The organism is uncultured Nitrospira sp. (assembly GCA_902500695.1).
Classification (GTDB): domain Bacteria; phylum Nitrospirota; class Nitrospiria; order Nitrospirales; family UBA8639; genus Nitrospira_E.
In genome coordinates this window covers 45,752-70,889 of sequence record CABVRQ010000006.1, presented here as the reverse complement: position 1 = coordinate 70,889, position 25,138 = coordinate 45,752, and the positions used below count along the sequence as shown (strand labels likewise).

The 25,138-nt window shown below is 48.8% G+C and carries 26 protein-coding genes; all 26 read left to right on the top strand.

Annotation, left to right across the window (positions count from 1 at the left end; translation table 11 throughout):
• The first annotated feature begins 44 nt into the window (after positions 1-44).
• The 26 genes from AAH187_RS02715 to AAH187_RS02590 all read left to right on the top strand — a co-directional run bounded on the left by AAH187_RS02715 (position 45) and on the right by AAH187_RS02590 (position 25,012).
• A complete protein-coding gene (locus AAH187_RS02715; protein ID WP_342346893.1) occupies positions 45-1,259 on the top strand; it encodes a flagellar basal body P-ring protein FlgI in 1,215 nt (404 codons plus the stop codon).
• Positions 1,260-1,305: 46 nt separating this feature from the next.
• Positions 1,306-1,662: a rod-binding protein gene (locus AAH187_RS02710; protein WP_342346892.1), complete on the top strand. Its 357-nt coding sequence runs from the start codon at positions 1,306-1,308 to the stop codon at positions 1,660-1,662.
• Positions 1,663-1,723: 61 nt separating this feature from the next.
• On the top strand, positions 1,724-2,044 hold the full coding sequence (locus AAH187_RS02705) for a flagellar biosynthesis anti-sigma factor FlgM (protein WP_342346891.1): 321 nt from the start codon (positions 1,724-1,726) through the stop codon (positions 2,042-2,044).
• Positions 2,045-2,077: 33 nt separating this feature from the next.
• Complete coding sequence (gene flgN, locus AAH187_RS02700; RefSeq protein WP_342346890.1) at positions 2,078-2,575, top strand: flagellar export chaperone FlgN; 498 nt, start codon at positions 2,078-2,080, stop codon at positions 2,573-2,575.
• A gap of 7 nt (positions 2,576-2,582) precedes the next feature.
• The gene (gene flgK, locus AAH187_RS02695) at positions 2,583-4,229 is read left to right on the top strand and encodes a flagellar hook-associated protein FlgK (RefSeq protein ID WP_342346889.1); all 1,647 of its coding nucleotides are present in this window, start codon (positions 2,583-2,585) and stop codon (positions 4,227-4,229) included.
• 79 nt (positions 4,230-4,308) lie between these two features.
• Positions 4,309-5,460 (top strand): flagellin, encoded by a 1,152-nt coding sequence (locus AAH187_RS02690; RefSeq protein ID WP_342346888.1) that lies wholly within the window; start codon positions 4,309-4,311, stop codon positions 5,458-5,460.
• A 72-nt stretch (positions 5,461-5,532) separates the two neighbouring features.
• Positions 5,533-6,504 carry a diguanylate cyclase gene (locus tag AAH187_RS02685; RefSeq protein ID WP_342346887.1) on the top strand — a complete coding sequence of 324 codons (972 nt, stop codon included), beginning with the start codon at positions 5,533-5,535 and terminating at the stop codon, positions 6,502-6,504.
• 2 nt (positions 6,505-6,506) lie between these two features.
• Positions 6,507-8,861, top strand: coding sequence for a response regulator (locus AAH187_RS02680; RefSeq protein ID WP_342346886.1), 2,355 nt, complete (start codon positions 6,507-6,509; stop codon positions 8,859-8,861).
• 87 nt (positions 8,862-8,948) lie between these two features.
• Positions 8,949-9,422: a flagellar assembly protein FliW gene (gene fliW, locus AAH187_RS02675; RefSeq protein ID WP_342346885.1), complete on the top strand. Its 474-nt coding sequence runs from the start codon at positions 8,949-8,951 to the stop codon at positions 9,420-9,422.
• A gap of 110 nt (positions 9,423-9,532) precedes the next feature.
• Positions 9,533-9,784, top strand: coding sequence for a carbon storage regulator CsrA (gene csrA / locus AAH187_RS02670; RefSeq protein ID WP_342346884.1), 252 nt, complete (start codon positions 9,533-9,535; stop codon positions 9,782-9,784).
• Positions 9,785-10,281: 497 nt separating this feature from the next.
• Complete coding sequence (locus tag AAH187_RS02665; RefSeq protein WP_342346883.1) at positions 10,282-11,211, top strand: thiamine pyrophosphate-dependent dehydrogenase E1 component subunit alpha; 930 nt, start codon at positions 10,282-10,284, stop codon at positions 11,209-11,211.
• Complete coding sequence (locus AAH187_RS02660; RefSeq protein WP_342346882.1) at positions 11,201-12,337, top strand: transketolase C-terminal domain-containing protein; 1,137 nt, start codon at positions 11,201-11,203, stop codon at positions 12,335-12,337. Before AAH187_RS02665 ends, AAH187_RS02660 begins: the two co-directional genes overlap by 11 nt.
• Before the next feature lie 37 nt (positions 12,338-12,374).
• On the top strand, positions 12,375-13,352 hold the full coding sequence (locus AAH187_RS02655) for a GDP-mannose 4,6-dehydratase (RefSeq protein WP_342346881.1): 978 nt from the start codon (positions 12,375-12,377) through the stop codon (positions 13,350-13,352).
• On the top strand, positions 13,349-14,491 hold the full coding sequence (locus tag AAH187_RS02650; protein ID WP_342346880.1) for a kinase: 1,143 nt from the start codon (positions 13,349-13,351) through the stop codon (positions 14,489-14,491). The genes AAH187_RS02655 and AAH187_RS02650 overlap by 4 nt, the downstream gene beginning before the upstream one ends.
• 12 nt (positions 14,492-14,503) lie before the next feature.
• Entirely contained in the window at positions 14,504-15,064 is a 561-nt protein-coding gene (locus AAH187_RS02645; protein WP_342346879.1) for an NUDIX hydrolase, read from the top strand.
• A 1-nt stretch (position 15,065) separates the two neighbouring features.
• Positions 15,066-15,932, top strand: coding sequence for a transketolase (locus tag AAH187_RS02640; RefSeq protein ID WP_342346878.1), 867 nt, complete (start codon positions 15,066-15,068; stop codon positions 15,930-15,932).
• Positions 15,922-16,866, top strand: a complete 945-nt coding sequence (locus tag AAH187_RS02635; RefSeq protein WP_342346877.1) for a transketolase C-terminal domain-containing protein — start codon at positions 15,922-15,924, stop codon at positions 16,864-16,866. Before AAH187_RS02640 ends, AAH187_RS02635 begins: the two co-directional genes overlap by 11 nt.
• A 32-nt stretch (positions 16,867-16,898) precedes the next feature.
• Positions 16,899-17,909 (top strand): NAD-dependent epimerase/dehydratase family protein, encoded by a 1,011-nt coding sequence (locus tag AAH187_RS02630; RefSeq protein ID WP_342346876.1) that lies wholly within the window; start codon positions 16,899-16,901, stop codon positions 17,907-17,909.
• Entirely contained in the window at positions 17,881-18,348 is a 468-nt protein-coding gene (locus tag AAH187_RS02625) for a hypothetical protein (RefSeq protein WP_342346875.1), read from the top strand. The genes AAH187_RS02630 and AAH187_RS02625 overlap by 29 nt, the downstream gene beginning before the upstream one ends.
• A gap of 15 nt (positions 18,349-18,363) precedes the next feature.
• Positions 18,364-19,479 carry an aldo/keto reductase gene (locus tag AAH187_RS02620; RefSeq protein ID WP_342346874.1) on the top strand — a complete coding sequence of 372 codons (1,116 nt, stop codon included), beginning with the start codon at positions 18,364-18,366 and terminating at the stop codon, positions 19,477-19,479.
• Positions 19,480-19,496: 17 nt separating this feature from the next.
• Complete coding sequence (locus tag AAH187_RS02615) at positions 19,497-20,468, top strand: class I SAM-dependent methyltransferase (RefSeq protein WP_342346873.1); 972 nt, start codon at positions 19,497-19,499, stop codon at positions 20,466-20,468.
• Positions 20,468-21,229: a hypothetical protein gene (locus tag AAH187_RS02610; RefSeq protein WP_342346872.1), complete on the top strand. Its 762-nt coding sequence runs from the start codon at positions 20,468-20,470 to the stop codon at positions 21,227-21,229. The genes AAH187_RS02615 and AAH187_RS02610 overlap by 1 nt, the downstream gene beginning before the upstream one ends.
• A gap of 29 nt (positions 21,230-21,258) precedes the next feature.
• Positions 21,259-22,287: an NAD(P)-dependent oxidoreductase gene (locus tag AAH187_RS02605; protein WP_342346871.1), complete on the top strand. Its 1,029-nt coding sequence runs from the start codon at positions 21,259-21,261 to the stop codon at positions 22,285-22,287.
• Positions 22,244-22,804, top strand: a complete 561-nt coding sequence (rfbC, locus tag AAH187_RS02600; RefSeq protein ID WP_342346870.1) for a dTDP-4-dehydrorhamnose 3,5-epimerase — start codon at positions 22,244-22,246, stop codon at positions 22,802-22,804. The genes AAH187_RS02605 and rfbC overlap by 44 nt, the downstream gene beginning before the upstream one ends.
• Positions 22,797-23,789 (top strand): NAD-dependent epimerase/dehydratase family protein, encoded by a 993-nt coding sequence (locus AAH187_RS02595; protein ID WP_342346869.1) that lies wholly within the window; start codon positions 22,797-22,799, stop codon positions 23,787-23,789. Before rfbC ends, AAH187_RS02595 begins: the two co-directional genes overlap by 8 nt.
• 80 nt (positions 23,790-23,869) lie before the next feature.
• Positions 23,870-25,012, top strand: coding sequence for an aldo/keto reductase (locus AAH187_RS02590; protein WP_342346868.1), 1,143 nt, complete (start codon positions 23,870-23,872; stop codon positions 25,010-25,012).
• Positions 25,013-25,138 lie beyond the last annotated feature (126 nt).

Below are 25,138 nucleotides of genomic sequence, written 5' to 3'. Positions count from 1 at the left end.
GGGGTTGAGTTCATTTTTTATCTTTGACCTGACAGGAGAATATCGTGATTCGCTCATCTTCCTTTAGTAATAGCAGAAACGCTTCAAGGAAATCCGGGCGAGCATGGTTTTCCAGATGGGGTATGGGCTTGGTTTTGATCAGCGGATGGCTCATGGTCAGTGCCGGGTCTTTAACGATACCGGAGGAAATTCAGGCGGCCCGTATCAAAGATATCGCCTCCATCGAAGGCGTGCGTGAAAACCAGTTAGTTGGGTACGGCTTGATCGTTGGATTGGACCGGACTGGTGATTCCGTCGTCGGTGGTCAATTTACCGCGCAAGCCATTATTTCCATGTTGAATACCATGGGGCTCAAACTCAATATTGATCCCATTCAATTGCTAACTAAAAATACCGCGTCGGTGATGGTGACGGCCAAACTGCCGCCGTTCGCGAGGCCGGGCATGAAGTTGGATGTCCAGGTCTCTTCCATGGCCAATGCCAAAAGTTTGCGAGGGGGAACCTTGTTGCTGACCCCGCTCAAAGCGGCCAATCAACAGGTGTACGCCGTCGCGCAAGGGCCCCTCTCCACATCGGGGTTTGAAGCCGGGGCTGGGGGAACCACAGTGAAGAAAAATCAACAATCCGGTGGAATTATTCCTGGTGGAGGGATTGTCGAACGAGCGGTAGATATGGACATGCAGGCGTGGGAGAAATTTTCTTTGACCATGCATCAGGCTGATTTCGTAACGGCATTGCGAGTGTCTGAAGCCATTAATGCGCATCTTGGCGATGGGGTCGCCTCCGCGCTCAATTCCGGACAGATTCAAGTGGGGATTCCAGAACGATTTCAGGGTAAAATTGTCCAAATGATTGCAGCGGTTGAGGGGCTGGATGTGAATGTGGATGTCCTGGCCAAGGTTGTGGTGAACGAACGAACAGGAACGATTGTCATGGGTGAACATGTTCGGTTGGCAAGTATGGCCATCTCCCATGGCGATCTGACCATCAAGGTGGGAACCCAGTTTAATGTCTCTCAACCTGAGCCTGGCTTCATTGGTCGGGGAGCGAGTGGTGGCGGGAGAACCGTGGTGACCCCTGATGTACAAACTGATGTGCAGGAAGAGGAGGGTCGAGTGATTCAAGTCGATAGTTCCGTGACGCTTGGAGATTTAGTGAAGGCATTGAATTCATTGGGTGTGACTCCTCTGGATTTGGTTGCCGTGCTAACGGCGGCCAAGGCGGCAGGAGCACTACAAGCAGACTTGGAATTGATCTAGTTTCGGATCAGAAGACAGCAGGTGTCTGATGGAAAGGATATAGTCCATGATTGCTGATATGGTTTCTTTGGATTTGACGGGTCTCTCCCATTCTGTATCGAACGGCAAAATTGATCGCGTGGAAGAATCGGCTCGTCGAGGAGAATTATTACGCGCCAGTCAGGAATTCGAATCGTATTTCCTGTCGTATTTGATGAAGGTCATGCGAGAAACGGTCCCCAAAGGCGAGTTAACAGCTAACCCCATGGGGGATATGTATTATTCCTTTTATGACGAAGAAATCGGCAAGCGTGCCGCTCAAGCGGGTGGGATTGGCCTTTCTGCCTATGTATTGGACTCGGTGGCCAGAAATGAAGATCTCACGCGGTCTCCCACATCAGGTCCCCCTTTTTTGAAATCATAAGAGGTTCTGTAAAGTTTAATGGTGTTGCTTCCGATACATATAGAGAAGGAGGCAAGATGCCATGACCATACGGGGCCTTGATCCCAGTGGAGAGCTGGGGAAACTACTTTTTCACGTTCAAGCTAAAAATCTTCAGACCCAGGAGGCTAGCCCGCCACGGGCCACCCATCACCCCTCGTCTGCTGACCCTGTTGATCTTTCCGTCTTGGCACAGGAAATTCGCGACTATTCGATTCGAGTGGCGAAGTTTCCTGAGGTGAGGGAAGATAAAATCAAGCGGATTCAGCAGGCCTTGGAGACGGGGGCCCAATTAGGAACCTCAAATCAGGTAGCTGATGCCTTGACCCGAGAGACGATACTGAACGAGTTGGGATCGAAATAATCATCCGAAGTCCATGAGGGGAATGGCAAATTGATGAAACACCCTCAATCGGAGACCTGGGAACGACTACTGAAGGCATTGGCCGAGGCGCAGGCGGCCTTTCAACAGTATGGTGTGCTGCTTTTTCAAGAAGCGCATAGCCTACGCATCATGGATCAGCCAAAGTTGTTCGAAGTGAACAGCCATAAAGAACAAGTTTTGGATATGATGCGCCGATTAGAAAAGCAGGTGGAGGGTGAGCTGCATCAGTTGGCCGGGGCTGGCGCTCAAGAGACAATTTGGACCTGGTTGAAGGCCGTTTCGGACCCACGCGCAAAATCGGCACAAAGCATGTTGATGGATCTTCTTCGTCTGGCGCGGCTTATTCAGGAGCAAGGCAAAAAAAATGAAGCCGCAATTCGCCCAATCTATCATAGGGTCCGTGAGGCAATTCAACTCATGTATACCGGGTTAGGGACAGGTCCGGTATATCAGGGGTCTGGAACATTACATTTTCCTTCGGTTCCAAGCTCGGTCCATCTCCAGGGATAGGAGTCTTATGGCGGGCATCAATGACATCTTTAATATCGCGCGTTCCGGAATTCGTGCCAACCAACAGGGGCTCGCGACCACATCCCATAACATCGCCAATATTAATACCAAAGGCTATTCCCGACAGGAAGTCGTCCTTGAGTCAGCGCGGCCTGCTGAAGGGACTATTGGGAGCGGGGTCCGGGTTGGTGCTATTCGTCAGACCGTCGATACCTTCCTGGAAAACCAATTGACCTCCCTTAATGAGGATCTGGGATCTATTACCGCCAGAAACAATTACCTGGTTCAAGCCGATGGGATTTTCACCGAAACGGAAAATTCCGGACTCTCATTTAGTCTGACAGATTTTTTTAATGCGGTTCGGGATGTGGCGACCAATCCAGAGAGTGCCATTCAGCGGACGGTCCTATTGGCCAAGGGGCAATACCTCACGGACCAGTTTGTGACCGTAGCTCAAGGGTTAAATCAAATCCGTTTGGATGCCAATGGAGAAATTTCCAGGCATGTCGACACCATAAATGGGCTGGCAACCAAAATCGCCTCGCTGAATGATGCCATTTTTAAAGCAGAATCCAGTGGACCTGAGGCCCTGGATTTACGGGATCAACGAAGGGTCCTCATCAATGATTTGGCGGGGCTAGTGGATATTGAGCAGGTGACCCTGAAAGATGGCATCGGAATCAATGTTGGTGGACAATTGTTGGTAAGCGGAAATCATGCAAATGAGCTGTCGACGAAATCTGACCCCGACAACCCTCCGTTGCATGATGTGATGTTCGTGCGCAGTGACGGGAGTGAGTTTTCAGTCTCCGATAAGATGCATGGAGGAGAAATCGGCGGATTACTGGCTCTGCGTGATGGGGATATTGTGAAGTTTCAGGACCAAGTCGATCGATTGGCAGCCGTGTTGACTACTGAATTTAATCAACAGCATCAGGCTGGGTATGGGTTGGATGGCACCACGAATAACAATTTTTTTTCCACGTTAACTCCCCAGGCTCCTCTGGCCAATGACCGGAATGCGGGAAGTGCCACCGGTAGTTCTGTAACGATTGCAGATCCTATTCTTGCAACGTTTCAGGGGTATGAGGTGCAGTTTTCCGGAGCCTCCTCCTATTCTGTGGTCAATACGGCGACCGGAGCGAGCGTGACATCCGGTGCGTATACCTCCGGAACGCCCATGAGTTTTGATGGGTTAGATGTCGTGATCAATGGAACGCCGGCTGCGGGGGATGTGTTTTATGTGAATGCTCAAAAAGGCGCGGCCCAGCAATTTGGTGTGGCCCTGTTGGATACCGACAAGATTGCGGCTGCTTCTACGGCTTTAGGAATTCCAGGAAACAACACCAATGCATTAGATCTGGTGGCTGTTCATACGAACCGGCACGTGGATCTTGGGAATGTGACACTTAATGATTATCACACCATTACGATTGGAGATGTCGGGAGTGCCACGAAGGAATCGACACAGGCGCTACAGAGTAAACAGCTCGAAGTTGATCAAGTGACGGCCTTGCGAGAAAGTGTCTCTGGTGTTTCATTGGATGAGGAATTAACCAATCTGCTCAGTTTCCAACGATCATTCGAAGCCTCGGCCCGGATGATTACGGTGGCGGACGAATTGATGCAGACAATGCTGGCCATGGGTGGCTAACCTTCTTGATGAGGACATCAGCTGGGATAGGACTCACTGATGACGGATCGAGATCTGTCGGATAAGGAGGAATAATCGAATGCGGGTGACTGATCGTCAACAGGTTGATGCTCTGCTAAGGGCGATTCAAAGAACTCAGGGAAATATCGGGGATCGCAATGAACAAGTTTCTTCAGGGAAGCGGGTCAATCGCCCCTCGGATGATCCTGCCGCATCCCAACGGATCAATCAGTTTCGAAATGTCCTGCGGACCACTGAACAACGTTTGGCCACCGTGAATGAAGGGGTGGGAAGGCTCAATTTATCCGATAGCGTCCTGGGGACGGCTGTAAATTCGGTGGGGCGGGCACAAGAATTGGCCTTGAATATGTCGAGCGATACCAATACGTCGGTGGAGCGACGGAATGCCGCTCTGGAAGTTCACCAACTCATCTTAGGGTTGGCCGGTATTGCCAACACTCAACTCAACGGACGATTTGTGTTTGCGGGGAGTCAAACGCAAACCGAACCGTTTGTGCCGGGATCAGCAACGGGATCAGCCAGCACCACCAATGGAGGAAGCGCGAATATTGCTGTTTCTGTGGGCACGGCGTCGGCATTACAACCGGATGCGTATCAAATTCAATTTACCTCTTCAACGCAATTTGATGTCCTGAATTTGACCACGAATCAGACCATCTCCTCGGGCAATACCTATTCATCCGGCGTGGCCTTCTCGTTTGATGGATTGGATGCCACCATTACTGACGGAGGCGGGTCGCCTGCTACTGGCGATCAATTTTTTGTACGGGTCGGCTATACCTATCAAGGGGATGGAGCGGGGATCGAGGTTGAAATTGGTGACGGCCGGACCGTGGAAACCAATATCCCGGGGAACCAGGTCTTTTCGGGGCCTACGGTAGATCTGTTTCAAGATCTTCAGGACTTTCATCAGGCTCTGGTGACGAATGATTCCGAGGGTATTCGAGCCGCCATCGGACAATTGGATCAGTCCCGCTCCCAATTAACCGATGCCTGGGCTACGATCGGTGCCAGGGTTAATCGTCTGGATTCGATCAAGGAAGGTTTAGACCTGTTGAGCGTGAATACGCAAACGCTCCGGTCCAATTTTGAGGATGCTGATATTGCTCAAGTGGCTTCGGATTTGGCTACACTACAATACACGCTTGAAGCTTCGATGAGCACCCTGGCGCGTCAATTTCAGACCAGCTTGCTGAATTTTATTAAATAGGCATGAGCTCAGCCTTTTTTTTAATTGAACTGAATACTATATCCGTTTTAATTAAATAGGTACAAAAACTCTATGCGAATCCTTGTTGTTGATGATGAACCCGTCACACTCCATATGGTCGTCTATCGATTGCGCCAATGGGGACATGATGTCATATCCTGTACTGATGGGGATTCCGCCTGGAAAGTGTTGGAACGAGGAAGCGTGCCCAATGTGGCTATTGTGGATTGGATGATGCCGGGGATCAACGGTCCTGAACTGTGTCAAAAAATCCGTGGGAGAACCGATTGCCCTTATGTCTATATTGTCATGGTGACGGGTCGGAAAAACCCTGAGGATCTTATTGCCGGGTTGGACGCCGGAGCTGATGATTATCTGACCAAGCCATTCCTTTTAGAAGAATTGGATGCACGATTACGAGCAGGGAAGCGAATTGTCGATTTGCAAAATGAATTAATTTCGGCTCGAGAAACACTTCGGATTCAGGCGATGCAAGATCCCTTGACGCAAATCCTGAATCACGGCGCCATCGTCGATACCTTATTACGGGAAATTGATCGGGCCCATCGGGAAGAACAACCCCTGAGTCTCATTCTGGCCGATTTGGATGGGTTTAAAAATGTGAATGATTCCTATGGGCATGTTGCTGGCGATCACGTGCTGGTTGAGGTTGCTAGACGGATGCGGTTTTGCTTGCGTTCATATGATGCCATTGGCCGATATGGGGGAGAGGAATTTCTCATGGTGTTGCCCAATAGTGATGCCGCCCAGGCCGTGCGGCTCGCTGAACGCATTCGAGTAGCGGTTTCCCAGAAACCCTTTCGGATTCACAATGCTGATTTAACGGTGACGGTCAGTCAGGGGGTCACGACGTGGACCGAACCCTGTCCCATTCCCATTGAACAATTGATCCAATCTGCAGACGGTCTCCTCTATTTAGTCAAAAATAGCGGTCGAAATGGCGTGGAATTTGCGCAATTTCAAAGGTATGCGGACCATACCTTTTCACGTTTCACGATTTCGCCAACCTCATTGAAACAATAAATATGGCCTCCATTCTTGTGATTAATGATGATCCGGTCCAACTTCATCTCCTGGCGAGTTGGCTTGAGAAGGATTATTTTGCGGTCAATCGCTTCGTCTGTTCTGAGGATGCCTGGCGGTGGCTCCAAGAGGGAAATGTGCCGGATGCCATTGTCCTTGATCTTCATATGCCGGGAATTAGTGGATGGCGATTTTGCGAATTATTGCATTCTTTCTTTGGGTCCACGCAGTCGGTGCCCCCTGTTCTTGCGGTTTCCGCCACGTATACCGGAATTGATGCGCAAGATATATTGAAAGATTTAGGGGCTTCGGCATTTCTTGCCCTCCCGACGGATACTCAACGTTTTCGTCAGCAGGTTCGTCAGTTGGTGGAAAGTCCTCCTAGTCCCCAGCGTCCACATGTCTGGATGGTTTCGACCCACAAGTCGGAAATTCAACGGATTCATGACATATTTGTTGAACGGGGATGGCAGGTGGTGGAATGGCAAGCGGGAAAGCAGGTTCAGGTGGCGGTGAATCTTGTGCACCCGGATATTGTCCTCATTGACGATCCTCTGTCGGACATGACAAGCGAAGAGTTCGGGATTTGGTGCAAAGGCCAATATCCTCACGCCATGTGCATTGTCCTTGGGCAGGAATCTACGGCTCAAGGATACCCTCCTCATGCGATTCATGCTGATGCCTATCTACCAAAATCGTGCGATCCATTGCATATCATTTCATTATGTGAAAAAGGTCGCTGGGAACGCGCACTCTCACGAGTGGAACATTTACTGGATATCCGTACTGATGATTTACGCGAATCTGAAGCCCAATTTAAGGAGTTGTTCGAAACGCTTCCTGATGTCCTGGTGATTTATGATCAACAGGGGATAATCACCCACGTCAATTCGCTTGGAGCCCAGCAATTGGGGTATCTCCCGCCTGTCTTGAAGGGGAAAGCGTTTTCTCTCATCCAACCTGAGCCATCAGATGCGGAATCCAGTCTCACGTGGCCGAGCCCGGCCCGTGGGGGGGCGAGATGGGAGGAAACGTTCCTTCGTCAAAAGAACGGCAGCAATCTTCCCGTAGAGAGGATGGAGCGAGTGGTTCAGTTTCTGGGCCAACGTCAAACTCTTTTTATCGCACGCGATTTGACGGCAAGAAAGCGGATGGAGGAAGAGAATATTGCCCTTGAACATCAGTTGCGGCAGGTTCAAAAAATGGAAGCCATTGGGCGACTGGCTTCAGGGGTTGCCCACGATATGAATAATACGTTAACGGCAATCATGGCCCATGCAAGTTTGTTCAAGATACAGGAGAAGACTGACACGCCCTTATGGGCAGCGGGCGATATCATCGAGAAAGCCGTTCGTCGTGGAAAGGAATTGACTTCCCAGCTCTTGGGATATGCCAGGCAGGGCAAGCATCATGATGTGACGGTCGATACCCATGAGGTGATTCAGGAAGTGATAAAACTGCTCGGAAGGACGATCCATAAAATGATCACATTTCGAGCGGATCTCTCCGCAACGAGGCCTCATGTGGTGGGGGACCCTAATCAGCTCTATCAGATTCTCATGAATTTAGGTGTCAATGCTTGTGATGCAATGGGTGAGCGTGGGGAATTGCTTGTGCAAACTTCGAATGAAACGGTCACCCAGGAATACGCCTCACGGGTCCCGGGACTGAGCGCAGGGGATTATGTGTTGATTCGGGTGACCGATACCGGTATGGGGATGTCATCAGAGACTCAACGACACATTTTTGAACCATTTTTTACGACGAAAGAGCAAGGGCAGGGAACAGGAATGGGATTGGCCATGGTGTATGGTATCGTCAAAAACCATCACGGGTATATCGGGGTGACGAGTTCTCTTGGATGTGGGACGACCATGCGTGTCTATCTTCCGGATGCCCCGTGTGTGATTCCCAAGACCAGATCAGTCCAGACGACGGAGCCTTCCCACGGGACCGGACATATTTTAGTAGTCGATGATGAGAAGGATGTGGCAGAAGCCGCTCAGGCCATACTGGAGTTTCTCGGCTATCAGGTGACAGTTGTGTTGAACGGGAAGGAGGCCGTGAAAAATTTTCAGAACTTGGCGGTTCCTGTGGACCTTGTGCTGTTGGATATGGTGATGCCTGAAATGTCGGGGTCGACATGTTTTGAAGAATTGCGAGCGATTCGACCAGATCTCAAGGTTATTCTATGTACCGGGTATGACCGGAACCATGCTGTTCAAGATTTATTCAATCAAGGTGTCGTAGGGTTTATTCAAAAACCGTATGATGTCGACGAATTGGCTCATGCCTGTCAGATTGTCTTGAAAAATGACAAGCCGGTCGAAATCTGTGGTACGGAGAGAGTGTCCTAAGCACGGAAAAATTTGAGATAGAGCTCGAAGGCTGGCTCGCCTCGGCATGAAGATGAAACTATTAAACTATTTGGAGAACATACCATCATGAAAATTCAGACTAGTCGGTTCGGTATGTTAGATGTGTCGGATGACACGCTTTTAACCTTCCCATCCGGCCTCGTAGGTTTTCCAGCTTTCCGACGGTATGTGGTGCTCGATCCGCCAGAGGATGCCGACTATCAGTGGTTTCAGTCCGTGGATGAACCGAGCTTAGCTTTTGTGATTATGGACGTGGATTCGTTGCAACCCGATTTCCGAACAAACCTATCCGGCGAAGGACTGGTGGAATTGGATATGACACCTACCGACTCAATTTCAATCATGGCCGTCATCACGATTCCCTCAGATCATCCAGATCAGGCGACAGCAAATCTTCGTGCACCTCTGGTCGTAAATGGACGAACCAGAAGTGGAAAACAATTGATTCTCCATGAATCAATCCCCTTGCGGTATCCCTTATTCCATCAGCCTGCGGGTCAACCCCACCCTGAAGGGGTGACAGAGGCGGCATCGGTGTAAACAATGCAGCCACACCTCCGAAGAAGCAAGGCGGGCCAGGTGTAATTCGTTTTTGATGTCATTACAATTGTTCCACATGCGAACTTTACCTCAAAGCCAAGGAAGGCACCATGCTCATACTCACTAGAAAAATTGATGAAGCCATTCGATTGGGAGATGATATTCGCATTGTCCTTGTCCAAATTAAAGGAGGACAGGTTCGCCTCGGGATTGAATGCCCTCCGCATGTCCGTGTTCTTCGTGAAGAATTATATGAGGCCGTCCGGCAGGAAAATCTAAATGCCGTATCCTCAGATCCGAAGTATCTGGCCAGCCTTCCCAGACAGAAAAGTTCTCAATCTAAACCCACCGAACAAACCTAACGCGAAGACACTCCTGTTCAGGGTCATTCCTGGTAAGCCATCACATGGTCCCTTCAGGGCCTTGTGCGCCTTGACTGAAATTGCAAACTTGTATGGGCGAGGGAATAAAATCCATAGCCTGGGTCAAGAGGGCTGTTTCCCTCTGGCCAAAAGGTAGGGTTGAGGTTCTAACCATTGGGAGCCCCGCTGGGAAGTTGTACCAAAAGCGGAGGATCAATAAGCTTTCATTGCCTTCTCAGGTCTTGCCTTCAACCATCCTGTCCCTTTCCAGGCAGAAATTTCCTGGTTTATCAGCAAGGAATTCCTAGTCGGTAATTTTTTTTCGAGTGATGGGGAAATCGGCTTCATTGTGGCCTGAAACCTTGCCGTTTGGTCTTGAACTGCATGGCATAAAACTTGAACTTCTTCACAGTGTTAAAAAGAACGTAAAGATTTTCACAGTCTGTGGTGCACGTTCTGAAACCGTTGATCGAGGCAGAGGGATAATCGCTATAAATATGGAATATTCTCAAGAATTTTGTGAACTGTTCTTTCAGGCGCTTCGAATTCGCCTGGTGGAAGAACGGATCATAGAACTCTATCCTAGCGACGGTATTCAAAGTCCGGTTCATTTATCGATTGGACAGGAGGCTGTCGCCGTAGGGGCATGTCGGGATCTGAGAAAAACAGATCTGGTCTTTTGTACTTACCGTAGCCATGCCTTTTATCTGGCTAAAGGGGGAAATTTGGCGGAAATGTTTGCCGAGCTGTATGGCAAAGTTACCGGGTGTGCTCGAGGAAAAGCTGGTTCCATGCATTTGGCGGCTCCCCATGTAGGGTTGATGGGTGCCTCGGCTGTGGTGGCCAGTACGATACCTCATGCTGTGGGAGCGGCTTTGGCGGCAAAACGTCTGGGTCACGATCAAGTAGTGGTTGGGGTGTTTGGAGACGGAGCCACGGAAGAAGGCGTTTATCACGAATCGTTGAATTTTGCAGTTCTTCATCGCTTGCCGGTGGTGTTTCTGTGTGAGAACAACGGATTAGCGGTGCATTCCTCACAAAAAGCCAGACAGGGGTATGACCTTCTTGATCATGCACGATCATACGGCCTTCCGGTGCATCATTTGGCCGAGGGATATGATTTGGTGAAAGTGGCGAACACGATGTCAGATATCGTTCGACAGGTTCGTTCCACACGAGAACCGGTATTTGTGGAGATTCGGACCTATCGGTACAAAGAGCATGTCGGGCCAGGCGAGGACTTCATGTGTGGCTACCGCCAATCTGAGGAGTGGTTGGCTTGGAAACGACAGGATCCTCTCGAACAGTATGGTGACCTAGCGGAAACGATGCGACCCGCCATTATGAAAGAAATTGACGAAGCAGTACATTTTGCCATGAGCAGTCCATTTCCCGCAGAGGAGGAATTACTCCGTGATGTCGTGTAATACGGCCCTCGCCCCTCTTGGGAATAATGCGGCGTCGTCGGGTCTTTGCGTCGAGGCAGGCACGGAGGTCATGAGTTACCGGGATGCCCTGCATTGGACCATGCGTGACGCCCTAGAACGTCATGATTCGGTTGTCATCATGGGACAGGGCGTGGATGATCATAAAGGGATCTTTGGGTCCACCACAGGATTGGCTCAAGCGTTCGGGACGGATCGGGTGATGGATACGCCTCTTGCAGAAGAAGGTATGACCGGGATAGCCATTGGAGCCGCGTTAAATGGGTTGTATCCGATTCAGACTCATATTCGTGCGGACTTTTCCTTGCTAGCTATGAATCAGATTATTAATTTAGCCGCCAAATACAAATATATGTTCGGTGGCCGGTTTGACGTGCCTATGTTGATTCGCATGATCGTGGGGCGAAGTTGGGGGCAAGGCGCGCAACATTCACAAAGCCTCCAATCTCTTTTCGCGCATATCCCTGGGTTGCGGGTTGTGATGCCCTCGAGTTCGCAATCGATTCTCGACACCTATCCGGCGGTGATTGATCGCTACCGGGGCCCCGTCATCTCATTCGAGCACCGGTTGATGTACGACCTGCAATTTTATGTGGCTCCTCTATCTACCGGGCAGGAGACCGATCCCTTTGGGTCCCGCTTAGTGCGGCCAGGTGAGGAGGTCACCATTGTGGCCACCTCCATCATGGTGTTGGAAGCCATGAGAGCAGCCGAACACTTGGCCCGGGTGGCGGATATTCAATGCGAAGTGATTGATTTGCATTGTGTGTCCAGTCCGGACTGGGATTTGGTCATGCAGAGTATTGAAAAAACGGGACGGTTGGTCGTGGCGGATACGAGTTGGCGGGAATACGGTGTATGCGCGGAGGTGTGCCGTGTAGTCGCTGAACGAAATCCCGGATGTTTGAAGGCACCGGTGGTGACGTTGGGAATGCAGCCGGCGCCCTGTCCTACCGCCAAGTGTTTAGAGGACCTCTTTTATCCTGATTTGCGACAGCTTGTCGATGTGTTGGCCACTTCCGTGACCGGGAGGAAGGGACATGGGGTGCCCTTGCCCGATACGCAATCGATGCCTGATGTGTATAAACGGTTCAAAGGCCCTTTTTAATAGAGATGATCGGACCACCTCATCAAAGGAATGCGACATGAAAGTGTTGATTACCGGAATTTCAGGAATGGTGGGCAGTCACTTAGCAGAGTATATCCTTGCGGATCATCCGGACGTGGACCTACACGGGTTAATTCGATGGCGAACCCCTCTAGATCATCTTGTCGCCATCAAGGATCGCATGACCTTGCATTATGGCGACCTTCGAGACCTGAATTCACTCATTGTCGTGATCAAAAAAGTCCAACCGGACTGGATCTTTCATTTGGCTGCACAATCATTTGTTACGACAAGTTTTGATGCGCCGATTGACACGCTGTCCACCAATGTGATCGGGACAACCAATTTGCTCGATGCGCTCCGCATTACTGGAGTTGATGCCAAGGTGCATGTCTGCAGTTCTTCAGAAGTGTACGGACAGGTATTGGCAGATGAAGTTCCCATCACAGAGGCAAATCCCTTTCGTCCGGCCAGCCCGTATGCGGTGTCCAAAGTCGGGGAAGACATGATTGCCTTTCAATACTTTTTGTCTTACGGCATTCGAACCGTGCGTACCAGGATGTTTACCCATACCGGTCCTCGGCGGGGCGATGTCTTTGCGGAAAGCGCCTATGCCAAGCAAATCGTCGAGGTGGAGTATGGGCTTCGGAAAAATCCGATCCGGGTCGGAAATTTGGACAGTATTCGGACATTCGCCGATGTTCGCGATGCCGTGCGCGCGTACTGGGTGCTGATGGAAAAGTGCCCGGCAGGGGAAGTCTACAATATCGGAGGTAACCGTACGATGACACTGCGGGACATGCTCGAAATCCTCAAAGGCATGGCCGCCTGTCGCATCGAGCATGTGGTGGATCCCGCTCTGTTGCGGCCTTCGGATGTCACGTTGCAGATTCCGGATACGTCAAAATTCAAAGCCGCCACCGGTTGGGAGCCACGCATTCCCTTTGAAGAAACGTTAAAAGGCATTCTGGATTTTTATCGAAGGCGTTACCACAAGAGGAGCAAAGCTGCGTGATTATCTCTCGAACCCCCTATCGGTTGTCGTTTTTCGGAGGAGGCACGGACTATCCGCAATGGTATCTTCGGGAAGAGGGTGCGGTTCTTTCCACCACCATTGATAAGTATTGCTACGTGAGTTGTCGATATCTTCCTCCATTTTTCAATATTAAACACCGGATTGTATGGTCTCATATTGAAACGGTATCGACAATTGGAGAAATTCTGCATCCTGCGGTTCGAGAAGGTCTCCGGTTTTTAGGTTTTGATGATTCTCAGGGAGTGGAAATTCAGCACCAGGGGGATCTGCCAGCTCGATCGGGCATTGGATCCAGCTCTTCCTTTTCGGTCGGCCTGGTGAAAGCGCTCACCGGGTTGAAGGGGGAGATGTTGGGAAAAATGGATCTGGCCCGCCAGGCATTCACGCTGGAGCGAGATATCTTAAAGGAAACAGTTGGTTCCCAGGATCAAGTGGCCGCCGCGTTTGGGGGATTTAATGTTATTCGTTTTCTACGAGACGGACAGATTCAAGTCGAGCCTCTTACTTTGTCATTGGGGCGTTTGGCCGAACTTGAACAAAATTTGGTCCTGCTCTATACCGGCACGAGTCGATTAGGTTCTGACATTGCTAAAAATGTCGCCAATAATATTTCTCTCCGTTCTGCGGAACTGAAAGACATGCATGCGATGGTGGACAAAGGTCTTGATATTTTGAGTGGCACCAGTTCCCTGGAGGAGTTCGGGAAGTTGCTCCATAAAAGCTGGATGCTGAAACGCTCCCTTTCTGAGGGTATCTCCAATTCCACGATTGATGAAATTTACAAAAAAGCACTGGACAATGGGGCTATTGGTGGGAAGCTTTCTGGGGCTGGAGGCAGCGGGTTTATGTTGTTTTATGTTCCGATTTCCAGACAGGCACATTTTCTTTCAGCGATGAATCCCTATGTTTGCGTGCCGTTTTCTTTCTCACAATCAGGAAGCAGCATTATTTATTATGACGGTGCTGATAGACGGGTATCCGGTGGATGTCCATCCGAGGTGGAAAGGACGGATAAGGACGAAGATGTGGCCCATAAGGGATTGGAACGAAGACGGCTACCCTCCCTTAAGACTCCTAAAAAGGTCAAGGAGAAAGTTCTTGTTGGACATCGATCCTGAGAGGGTGACGACATGTCATTTCTGACATCCGGTTATCCCCGAATGGGGAGGACCAAGGAGACCTTCGAGTGTCCGTGGTTTCGTGTACATGAAGAAACCTGGAATGAGCTTTCTGACTTGGACCGACAACCCTTTTACCGCATTGAGAGCTCAGACGGCGTTTTAGTGCTAGCCATCACAAGAAACGAAGAAATTATTCTCATTCGTCAATTTCGACCTGCCTTACGAAGGAGCACCCTTGAATTTCCTGCCGGGAGTATTGAGGAGGGTGAAACTCCAGAAGAGGCCGCAGTTCGGGAATTACATGAAGAAACGGGGTATCGGGCCGGAACTCTTCGGTTGTTAGGGAGCGGACATATCATGATGAATCGGTACAGTGCCAGAGATTATTTATTTATGGCTCAAGATTGCCAGGTGCCTCCCCATACTCCCAACGTTCCGGACCAAGACGTCCTTCTGTTGTCACCACCGGAATTTAAAGCCCTCGTGACCTCGGGAGGTTTTGAGCATATTCCAGCATTATCCCTTTTCAGTCTTGCTGAATGGCAACTTGGTTCGCGGTTGGTGGTGTGACATGAATGTTCAGGCTCTACAAGACAAAGCCGCAGAACTGAGACTCCATATTCTCAGGACCGCGTTGAAAGCCGGGAAAGGCCATGTTCCTCCAGCATTTTCCTGGGTGGAAATTGGGGTGGCATTGTTTTATGGAGGGCATCTCAACGTTCGGCCTCATAATCCAACATGGGAAGACCGGGATCGATTCATTCTGAGTAAGGGACATGGATGTTTGACCTTGTACGCGATGTTAGCGGATTTGGGGTTTTTACCCAAAACAGAGTTAGACAATTTTTGCGGCCCAGGGAGTCTCTTAGCTGGTCACCCCGATACGAATATTCCAGGTGTGGAGGCGATTTCGGGATCACTTGGCCATGGGTTAGGCCTGAGTGCTGGATTGGCCTTGGGAGCCAAGCTTCAGTCAGGCCCATGGAAAGTTGTGACGGTCATGGGGGATGGGGAATGTCAGGAGGGATCGGTATGGGAAGCGGCAATGTTTGCGAGCCATCACCAACTTCACAACCTGGTCGCGATCATTGATCGGAATGGTTTAGGTGCGACCAACTATACCGAAAACAATATGGCCCTGGAGCCCTTTGCCAGCAAATGGGAGGCTTTTGGATGGGAGGTCGTGTCCATCAATGGGCATTCATTTGAGGAATTAGACATGGTATTTCGAAATTTTCGTCAAAGAACTTCCCTGAAACCTCTGATGGTTGTGGCTCAAACGATGAAGGGAAAGGGAGTCTCATTTATGGAGGCCTCAGTCGATTGGCATCACCGGATTCCAAAGGGTGCAGAAGTGGAAGAGGCCATTCGGCAGCTGATGGATGCAAGGTCCTCCTCAGGTTCTGCGGTCACGATGGAGATGGCTCATGGCTCATGATTTTCGTGATGCGGTCTTTGACAGTGTGTTTCAGATTGTGGCCAACAATCCCCGGACGATTGTCCTAACCAATGATATGGGAGCCATGGGATTAAGTCAGATTCAAGAATCGTATCCTCGGCAAGTTCTCAATGTGGGCATTAGTGAGCAAAATATGATGAGCGTGGCGGCCGGATTGGCACTTTCCGGTCATGTGGTCTTTGTTTATGGGATAGCCTCACATATCACCACGCGGTGTTATGAACAGTTGAAATTAGACGTGTGTGCATTAAAGGCCCCGGTCATCCTTCTCGGAATGGGGCCCGGCTTGTCGTATGGGGTAGATGGACCCACTCATCATGCGACACATGATTGTGCTCTCCTCCAAACCCTATCAGGGATGACGATTTATCTGCCTGCAGATGGTGTCGCCATCAAGGCTATGGTGGAGCGGGCATATCAGAGTGGCGCCCCTGCCTATATCCGGATCGATAAGGACCCATATGAGCCGATATACGCTCCCGATGAACATGATTTCAGTTTAGGGCTCGAGACGATTCAACAGGGTGAATCCCTCTGTGTGGTGACCAACGGGATCATGCTTGCCAGGGTACGAGAAGCGGCGAATCAATTGCTGGAGGAAGGGATCGAAGTTGCCATTGTGGATTTATATCGAATGAATCCGTGCAACGAGTCCAGACTTTGGGAAGCGTGTCGAAACGCCCATGCCATTGTGACGGTGGAAGAACATGGTCGGACCGGGGGAATTGGAAGCTTGGTCGGGCGACTGTTGAGTGAGCGGGGACATGTTATTCCTTTCCGCGGCCTTTCATTGGGTGATGAAATGCTGTTTGGCTCGGCGAGTCGGACCTGGGCGTATGGGCAGTACGGTCTTGAAAAGGAAAGCTTGAAGAACACGTTTAGGCAGATGGCTCTGTTCCCCGCGACCGTCTGATTTTTCTTCTCTCAATTTAAGTAAGGGTGTTTATGACGAAGACGAATTCCTCCATCTATTTTGGAAAACGGATTCTGGTCTCCGGTGGAACGGGGATGATTGGTATTCCCCTTGTTCGAGCCTTGTTGGCATTGGGGGCGCAGGTGACCGTGGTTTCTTTGGAACAGGAAAGTTATGCGAGAGCATTGTTGGGTTCTTCAATTGCGTTTTTTAGAGGCGATCTGACTTGCAATAATACATGTAAAAAAGCTGTTGAAGGGCAAGAGTATGTTTTTAATTTGGTCGGAATTAAAGGATCGGTCGGTATCGGGGTGAAAAGAGCAGCCAGTTATTTTGTGCCGATGCTTCGATACCAATCCAATTTGTTAGAAGCAGCCTATCGAGAAGGAGTGTCCCGATACCTTTTTGTGAGTAGTATTTGTGCGTATCCTCCGGCGGCTCTTCATTTGGAGGACAATGTCTGGAATGGTCTTCCGAAGCAAAATGACCGGTACGCCGGGATTGCGAAAAGGATCGGAGAGCTTGAAGCCGAAACGTACCTGCACGAATACAATTGGGATGCCGTGCGGGTGGTCAGACCTTCCAATGTGTACGGTCCCTTTGATGATTTTAACCCGGCTACTGGACAGGTGATCCCGGCCCTCATTCGAAGGGTGTTGGATGGGGAATGCCCAGTTCGTATTTGGGGAGATGGATCGGTCATTCGCGATTTTATTTTTGTTCAGGATGTTGTTGACGGGTTGTTGCTGGCCATGGAACAGGCTCCGCCCTGTTTTCCCATTAATTTGGGAAGTGGCGTTCCGACGACGATCAGACAGTTAGCTGAAATCATTGTGACTGAATGCGGGGCTTCCAGCGCCATTGAGTGGGATCCTTCAAAGCCAGCCGGTGATCCTGTCCGGTTGCTGTCGATGGAACGGGCAGAAGCCACGATTGGATTTTTTCCAAAAACCCCTCTCCAAGAGGGGATTCGCCAAACTATTCACTGGTATATCCAGAATCGGGAACTCGCTCATGAGCGGAAAAACCTCCTTAGCGCCTAAAAACCGGAAGCGGAAAACTGATGGACTTTCAAATCCACGATTTGTGCCAGGGTTGGGAGATCTGGTCGATCGATTGACCGTTGATCAACTAAAGGAGGCGTTCCATGAATCAATCCGGACATCTGTCAGAACCGAAATCGCTGATCTGGAAGATGATATTGATGGATGGGCTGATCGATATCAGATCAAATTGTCAGGGCGGAACGTCCGGTTAATTATTGTGCTTGCGCAAATCAATTACGAAATCTGGATGTGTAAAGAGGGTATGAAGGCCGAACCCAAGCGATACGATCAATGGTTGAAAAGGGCTCATCAGTTAAATGGCATCAGAAATCAGATGAAAAATTTACTGTTGGCTGAAGTTAAAACGGGAACCCGGGTGTGCCGGGCAAGTAATGTCTCGGTGGATGATTTGCAAGACTGGAAAATACAGCTGTAATCATGGGCTAGCGCTATGCTCCTTAAAAAATTAGGCCAATCTGACATAGAAATATCAGCCATCGGTCAAGGGACCGGGATTCATCATTCCCTGGCAAACCGGGAGGTACATCGGGAGCTAGAATCCACGATTCGGGCCGGAATTGATATGGGCATGAACTTTATTGATACGGCACCTGTGTATGGTGCTGGAGAGTCTGAAGTGGTCATTGGTAAGGCCGTGAAGGGGATTCGCCATCGTGTGGTGTTGGCGACCAAGGTTTCTCCTGAGAACTTATCTATAAAAGGAATAAAAGGTTCGGTTGAGAGAAGTCTCAGGCGTCTGCAAACAGATCGGATTGATCTTCTCCAAATCCACTGGCCTAATCCCAAAATCCCCATCTCGGACACCCTGGTGGGTCTAGAGGAAATGGTACAGGAGGGTTTGGTCCGATATGTGGGAATTTGCAATTTTTCATTCAAAGATACTCAACAAATACATCAACAGTTAACCCCAAAGCTTTTGGCCTCTGTGCAAATGGAATATAACTTGTTCGATCGAAGTATCGAGCGGGAATTCCTCCAATATGGGGAAGAAGAGGGAATCAGCATTATCGCCTATAGTCCTCTTCATTGTGGACGTTTTGTCGCGAATCGAAAGCAGTATGCTGTTCTTCAGGAAATAGCGAATAAATATTATAAAACTCCAGCTCAAATTGTTTTGCGGTGGTTGACTGGCCATCTGCCCGTGGTGGTGATTCCGAATACGACGAATTGTCAAAGAATGAAGGAAAACGCGGAAAGTATAGATTTTGATCTAATAAACGAGGACGTCCGGTATCTTGAAGCGCAATGTACCGGACATTTTCTGGAGATTTCTCCTAGGTCTATACACGTTGCTGATGACTCTGGACGTTCGGTCTACCGAACCCTTGAGGACGCTCTCAAAAATGCCATGAATTTCGTTCCTAGCCCGCAGGAATTAGCACAACAAATTACCACAGGGGATTTTTTGAAACCGGTACGTCTTCGCCCAGCTACATCTTCTCATGACCGCTTTGAGCTTCTGGAAGGCCGAATCCGGTATTGGGCATGGGTCATTGCACACGGGTTCGAAAAGCCCCTACCAGCGTTGATTGAAGATTTCTCCTGACAGATTTTAAGGGAATTATGATTGCCACTTTTCCACTCCAGCCGATTCACGCGCATCAGGAGAAACTTCGGCAAGAAGATTTTGAGACGATATTTGGGGAAGCGCCTGGAACGCTCTTCCCCGAATGTCGCGAATTGTTAGGACGATATGATTTGCGTTACGACATCCTACAGGGAGCTTCTCGTGACCAAGTCTTGCTTCGAGTGTTGAAAACTCTTGACCAGGATCTGGAAGTTGCAGGGACACATCGAAAGCAGCGTTGGGAAGATGGATGGGCAGAAAATTTAAGTGACTTTCAGCGCACAGGATATAATTTGGGCGCGTTGGTCCCCAAATTTGTTCGACCTCAGGAAGTCATCAGATTAAAAGGAGAGTACGTCAGACCTGTTTCCTGTCAATTTGAAACCAGCATTGTCGAAATTCTGCGTCACTGGATGTTCAAAAGATGGTTCCATGCCGTTGACCACATTTACGAGTTTGGTTGTGGGACCGGACATAATTTAGTGGATGCGGCTCGCTTGTTTCCGGGCCGTCCCTTGTATGGGTTGGATTGGTCACAATCCTCTCAGGCGATTCTTCGCCTGTTGAGAGAAGCGCATGGATTTAATGTCGTTGGTCGTGAATTTAACATGTTGGAGCCTGATGAAACGTTTAGCTTGTACCCACAGAGCGGGGTGTTTACCGTTGGCGCCATGGAGCAACTGGGCTGTCAATACCATGCGTTTGTGAATTATCTCCTCAGTCAACCCCTTTCTATTTGCATACACGTGGAAACCCTCTACGAGCTTTACGATCAGAGCGTCTTGTTTGATTACGTCGCGGCAAAGTATCTGGAGAAAAGAAAATATTTGCAAGGATTGCTTGGAACCTTGAAGGCATTTGAACAGGAAGGCCGGCTGGAAATTCTTGGAACGATCAGAACTTTTGGCTCTCTATATCATGATGGGTATTCTATGGTGATCTGGAAGCCAGTAGAGGAGCAGATGTGATGGTGAACGCAGAACAATTACAGATTAAATCGTATGCGAATGCGAATGAGCAGGCGGCTCGGCAACAGATGGGTGACTTGCTATTCCAAAATTCTCTTCCGTCTGACCAATTGTTATCCAATCTTGGACTATTTCTTGAATCAAAGCATTTAGCTCGTCTCTTATTCATGGACTTCTTGTATCGTCAGATCATCGCTGTCCAGGGCGTCGTCATGGAATTTGGAGTACGGTGGGGTCAAAATCTTGCCTTGTTTTCCGCATTGCGAGGGATCTATGAACCATTTAACCGGCATCGAAAAATTGTGGGATTCGATACGTTTTCCGGTTTTCCTTCGATCCATGAAAAAGATGGCCAATCCAATATGATGGTGAACGGACAATTAGCCGTCTCGCCTCACTACGAAGAAACCCTTCGAAAGTTACTCAGTTTACATGAAACACTCAATCCATTAAACCACATTAAAAAACATGAATTGTGCGTAGGAGATGTGGTGGAGGAGTTGCCTCAATATCTGGCTAGATGCCCGGAAACCATCGTGGCTATGGCGTATTTTGATTTGGATTTGTACGAACCAACGGTCAAATGTCTCGAGCTTCTTCGTCCTCGAATGACCAAAGGTACCATTCTGGGGTTTGATGAATTGAATGATCCGGATTCTCCAGGGGAAACCCTTGCTCTTATGGAAGTTTTTGGATTGAATCATTTGAAAATTCAACGATTTCCTTTTGCCTCACGGGTTTCATATGTGGTGTTCGAATAAGGGGCCAGTACCCTCTAAGGAGTGTGCTCGTGACTCAAACAATAACTGAACAAATACGTAGAGACATGATTGCCGCTTCCATTATGCAGTTCTTTACGGGAAAAAATATTGTGGTGACTGGAGGAAGCGGGTTGATCGGACGGAAAATTGTGAGCCGGCTGGTAGAGGCTGGGGCCGCCGTTCGAAGTGTGTCTCTTGATGAGCTCCAGGTTGAGGACAAGGTGGAATATGTGAAAGGCGATTTGTGCGACTTTGGATTTTGCCAACGTATCGTGAAAGATATGGATTGTGTCTTTCATGTGGCCGGAATCAAAGGTTCTATTGAAGTCACGAAATCCAAACCGGCAAGTTTTCTTGTCCCTTTGTTGATGATGAATACCAATATGTTGGAGGCCTGTCGACTGAACAATGTTGATCGAGTTGTCTATACTTCATCAATCGGAGCTTACCCGAGTGCGGAAATTTTCAAGGAGCAGGAAGGGGAGGATGATGGGCCACCAATGGATATGTTCCCTGGCTGGGCCAAACGAATGGCTGAATTGCAAGTTCGCGCCTACCAAATACAGTACGGTTTGAAGCATTACGCTGTCGTGCGCCCCTGCAATGTGTACGGGCCTGGGGATAATTTCGATCCTGCCAATGCCATGGTGATTCCCACCCTTATGCGACGAATATTTTCAAAGGAGGATCCCGTGGTCATTTGGGGAGATGGCACTGCCATTCGGGATTTTGCCTATAGTGGGGATGTGGCTGATGGAGTAATTCTGGCTTTGTACCATGGAACGGGCGGGCGGTATGTCAATTTAGGCAGTGGCATAGGCTATACAATCAAAGAATTGGTGGAAGCCCTTCAATCAGTTGTGCCGTTCCGGGCTCAATTTGACAGCACAAAACCCAGCGGGTTTCCACGTCGAGTGATGGATATTTCATTGGCTAGGAATTTTCTCGGGTACGAACCACAAGTGAATCTTCAGGAAGGTTTACAGCACACATGGGATTGGTACGTGAAGCATCATGATGAATACCTTAAACGGCAAAACTATTTCTCCGCCTCCTAAATTACAAGTCTCTTCCTGCCGCTTGGAAGGTGTGAGACTTGTGATTCCACCGACGATTTTTGAAGATTTTCGGGGGACCTATGTTGAAACCTTTAACGAAGATGTGTATCGGCAAGCGGGAATTGACATGAATTTTGTGCAGGACGACATCTCCGTGTCCAGCAGACATGTGTTGCGAGGCATTCATGGAGACCAAGAGACCTGGAAGCTGGTGTCATGTTTGTGGGGAAAGTTTTATTTGGTAGTAGTCAATTGGGATCCCATGTCTCCACAGTATCAACAGTGGGAATCATTTACGCTATCAGATCATAATCGACGACAAGTCTTGATCCCACCCAAGTTTGGAAATGCACATCTGGTGTTGTCCAACCAGGCCATCTTCCACTACAAGCAAACAACCAATTATAACCGTGATGGGCAATTTACCGTGCCTTGGAATGATCCGACTTTGGGAATCTGGTGGCCGGTGAAACAGCCGATTGTTTCTCAAAGGGATGAAGGAGTGGCTCATGTTTAAGGGTAGCAAGGTGTTGGTCACGGGTGCGGGAGGATTTTTGGGGACCAATATTGCTAAGCGGTTAGTCGAAGAGGGGAGTCACGTGCGTGGGACGTTGCATACACGTAGCCCGCAATTTGAGCATCAGCGCCTGGAATATGTCCAAGCGGATCTGACCAACATGGAAGATTGTCGACGGGTCGTAGAGGGCATGGACTATGTCTTTATGTGTGCAGCGAATACCTCAGGCGCGGCGGTCATGGCGACACAGCCCTTAGCTCATGTGACACCGAATGTGGTGATGAACGCCCAGATGTTGGAAGCGTCCTATCAGGCAAAGATAAAGAAATTTCTTTTTATCAGTAGTAGTGCAGCCTATCCACCCAGTGGAGATCGGCCTGTCTCAGAGGAGGAAATGTTTGTCGGGGATCCGTATGAGGCCTACTTCAGCGTGGGGTGGATGAAACGGTATGGGGAGGTCCTGTGCCGAATCTATTCTGAAAAAATTAAGGATCCGATGAACACGGTGGTTGTGAGGCCCTCCAATGTCTATGGGCCGTACGACAAATTCGATTTCGAACGGTCCCATGTTACAGCGGCACTCACCCGGAAAGTTATTGAGCGCCAGGATCCTCTGGAAGTTTGGGGAACAGGTGAAGATGTGAGAGATCTAATTTATGTAGATGATTTTGTTGATGCCGTAATGTTGGCCATGGCCACGTTAGATCAGTTCGATCCGGTCAATATTGGATATGGGAATGGGCGTCGTGTGCGGGATGTCCTAACGACCCTTCTAGAAATTGACCAATTCCAGCATGCAAATGTGGTCATCAACCCAACCAAACCTTCTATGATTCCTATTCGTTTGATTGATGTGAGTAAAGCCAAAGTCATGCTTAATTTTACTGCTCAAACCAGTCTGGCCATGGGCCTAAATAAAACCCTCGTATGGTATCGGGAAAGCCACGGGGCAAAAGAACGGTTAAGAACAGCCCACGCTGTTTAGAGCAAGCGTTCCTTGGTAAGCCAGATGTAATTTGGCCAGATTATTACTGTCAGAAAATTCTTGATGGGATGAAATTTTAGATGCAATGTAAACCATTCGGGGAGACAGGAGTCAGCGTTGGATCTATAGGCCAGGGTACGACAGGGATGGGGACGAAGCACCAGTTCCTCAATGAATATATTCAGGAAAGAATTAAAGCTCTAAGATTGGGGATTGACCTAGGGATGACTTTTGTTGATACAGCCAGTTTATACGGAAATGGGTTTTCAGAAGAAGTTGTTGGAATTGCCTTAAAAGGGATTCGGGAGAAATGTTTTCTTGCTACTAAATTTTACCCACATGAAAAAATGGATTCGCAAGACATTAGTTTAGCCTTAGAAACAAGCCTGGAAAACCTTCAAACCCAGTGGGTAGACCTTTACCAAATTCACTGGCCCAATCCACGCGTGAATTTAGAAAAAGTTTTTGAGGTTTTGGAGAAATATCGGGCACGTGGAGTAATCCGATTTTTTGGAATTTGTAATTTTTCTCCACAGGAATTCTGTGCGCTTGAGCAATCCATTCCTCATATACCATTTTCCTCAAATGAAATAGAATTTAATTTGCAAGCCAAAAGACTGGGGAGTGAATTTTTGAACTTCAGTTCATTTAAGGGAGCCATCCTGGGGTATAGTCCCTTAAACAAGGGAAGAATGGTTGGGACCGAACTTCAAGCGAACCTCATTAGAGCCTTGGCAGAAAGATATCGAGCTACTCCTTCTCAGATCGTTTTGGCATGGATTCTCTCATTTAAGAGAGTTTTTCCAATTGTAAAGGCAGCCACCTGTAAGCATGTTGAAGAGAATGCTGAGGCAATGGCTCTTGCCTTGTCCAATGAAGATATTCAACAGGTGAGTGATTCTTGGAAAGAGTTTATTTATGAGGCCAAACCTGAAAGCATTAAACTTCGAGGTACTCCCAAAAGAAAACCTTATTTGACTTTAGAAGAAGCGATTGAAAATCCTCTCGATTTGGTGCCAAGTCCGGTAGCCTTAGCTGAATCAATCGTCAAGTATGACCTGAAAATGCCCATTCAAGTTGTTCCGTTTTGTGAAAATAACGACTTGTATGAATATGAAGTCGATCCCTACGATCCCTTTGATCAAGTTAAAAAATATTGGGCATGGAAAATTGCTTTTCCCGGGAAATTAATTCCAGTTTGTATTTCCGGGCCATGTCCTTAAGTTATTAAAATGAAAATTAAAGTGGAAATCTTGATGGTAAAGAAATTGAGGTAATGTATTCCGACCAACTCCAAAATCCTCATATTGAAGTAATTCTCTCGGAATTGGCATGTCCTTGTCACTGTG